This is a genomic window from Variovorax sp. 01T432, from assembly GCF_056398605.1.
On sequence record NZ_JBFTPS010000122.1, the window covers coordinates 1 to 2,175 of the forward strand.

The following is a 2,175-nucleotide window of genomic DNA, read 5'->3' on the forward strand; positions in this document are numbered from 1 at the left end:
ATGATCGAAACCCGGTCGAGAACTGTGAATCGGGCGCGCGGTCCGAGGAGCAAGCGCTGATCGAGGCACGGCACGAATCCATCGCCGCGATCAAGAAGCTGGACGCAAGGCCGTAGTTCGGAAAGGAGCATAGTGCCTCCTGCCCCAAGCAAATGGAGATGGACATGGCTCTGGACGGCCTGCACCACGAACTGCTAAGCTTCTTGAACGAACAGGGCGCCACACAGCATCTGATCAATGCCTGGGAGAGCACCTGGTACTGCGCAGTTGCCTTTCCCGGCGAACCACTGCCCTGCCCGAAATGCTTTCTTAATGGTCGCCTTCGGCGTCTAGTGTATCGCGCTCGAAATAGTTGAACTTATTTGATGCGGCACACTCCGACCTTGACGGAGGTCGTCATGCGCATTGCCCCAAGGATCGAACTGGATGCTGCTCTTCAACGAGAGTTGACGGCATTGGCGCGGCGAGGCCGCGTCGAGGCACGTGTGCAGCAACGTGCCAAGATCGTGTTGTTGGCCGCTCAGGGCTGGCAGAACAAGGACATCGCCGCCGAGGTCGAGCTGGATCGGCGCCAGGTGGCCTTGTGGCGCCAGCGCTTCCTGGACGGCGGGGTGGAGGCCCTGATGCACGACGCGCCGCGCCCCGGGCGTACCCCCAGCGTGACGACCGCCGAGTTTGAATCGAGCATCGTGGACAAGACGCTGCATGACAGGCCCATTGCTGCCACGCACTGGAGCACGCGCACGCTGGCCGCGCAGCTCGGCGTGGGGCCGACGACGATTCGCCGCGTGTGGAAGCGCAACGGCCTGAAGCCGCATCGCCAGAGCAGCTTCAAGCTCTCGCGCGACCCGCGCTTCGAGGACAAGCTGCTGGACGTCGTGGGGCTGTATCTGAATCCACCCGAGCGTGCCCTGGTGCTCAGCTGCGACGAGAAAAGTCAGATCCAGGCGCTCAACCGCACCCAGCCGGGCTTGCCGATGAAGAAAGGCCGCGCCGGCACCGTCACGCACGACTACAAGCGCCACGGCCCGACCACGCTGTTCGCCGCCTTGAACACCCTGGACGGCACCGTGATCTCGATGTGCCAACAGCAACACCGACACGCGGAGTGGCTGCAGTTCCTGCGCCTGATCCAGCGCAAGACGCCCAAGCACCTGCAGTTGCACCTGATCGTGGACAACTACGGCACGCACACGCATCCCGACGTGCAGGCCTGGCTGGCCAAGCACCCGCGCTTCGTCATGCACTTCACGCCCACCAGCGCGTCGTGGCTGAACATGGTCGAGCGTTTCTTCCGCGACATCTCGGAGAACCGCATCCGGCGAGACAGCTTCACCAGCGTGCCCGAACTGGAACTGGCGATCGATCTGTACGTCGCCCACCACAACGCCAATCCCAAGCCTTTCATCTGGACCAAGAGCGCGAGCGACATCTTGGCCAAGGTCAAGCGAGCCAAGGCCGCGCTGGCAAGGAGTACGAGATAAGTACATATCTGAGTGGCGCACTACACTAGTTCCCTTGATCAGCGTCGGTAAGCTGGGGGCGGCACGCTGTGAGGCCTGCAAGACGAAGTTCGAGTTTCATAAGGGTTGACCGACGCGCAGCAGGAGAGCCGCGAATCGCGTGATTGCAAAGATGGACGTGCGGACTCGTAGCCACCCGCGGGCTCAAAGCACCGGAAGGTTGACTTCTCCACTCGCCCCGTGGATAGACCTGTGGACAACGGCGAGGGAAGCGTCCGGGATCGGCTCCAGAGGGGCCTTCCCACGCGACGCCTCAAAAACAGGCACTCCGCGTCCGCTGCGGCGCCCCTGCTGCTGCGGCCTGAGTTGATCTGGCGCAATCCGACCAAATCGACGGCCGGGACAATGCGGACGAGGGGCGCAGGAAACGCGTCACCACAACTCGGCGGTCCCGCTGCTCACTTCACCCGGATCCATTTCACATGACGCTTCGAACCTATGTGATTGAAGCCGACCAATCCTTCCGGCTGACGCTGATTGAACAGCTCGAACGGCATGAGGGTCTTCGAGTGGTTGGGCACACATCAACGGAGGCCGCGGCCGTCCTGTGGTTGCTGTCGAACCCTAACAACTGGGACCTTGTAGTCCTAGACCTGCTCCTGGCACACAGCAATGGGTTGCGCGTTCTTGCCGCGTGTCGGGTGCGCAGTTG

1 protein-coding gene and 1 pseudogene are annotated in these 2,175 nt (G+C 62.4%); both read left to right on the plus strand.

Going from position 1 to position 2,175, the window contains the following annotated elements:
- The first annotated feature begins 398 nt into the window (after positions 1-398).
- A complete protein-coding gene (locus AC1DNF_RS35490; protein ID WP_478153598.1) occupies positions 399-1,484 on the plus strand; it encodes an IS630 family transposase in 1,086 nt (361 codons plus the stop codon).
- Positions 1,485-1,945: 461 nt separating this feature from the next.
- Positions 1,946-2,175 (plus strand): annotated as a pseudogene (locus AC1DNF_RS35495) (hypothetical protein); the annotation flags it as partial.

What these genes read in the sequence shown, in the direction of transcription:
- AC1DNF_RS35490 (WP_478153598.1), top strand. Translation starts at nt 399, where the DNA reads ATGCGCATTGCCCCAAGGATCGAACTGGATGCTGCTCTTCAACGAGAG.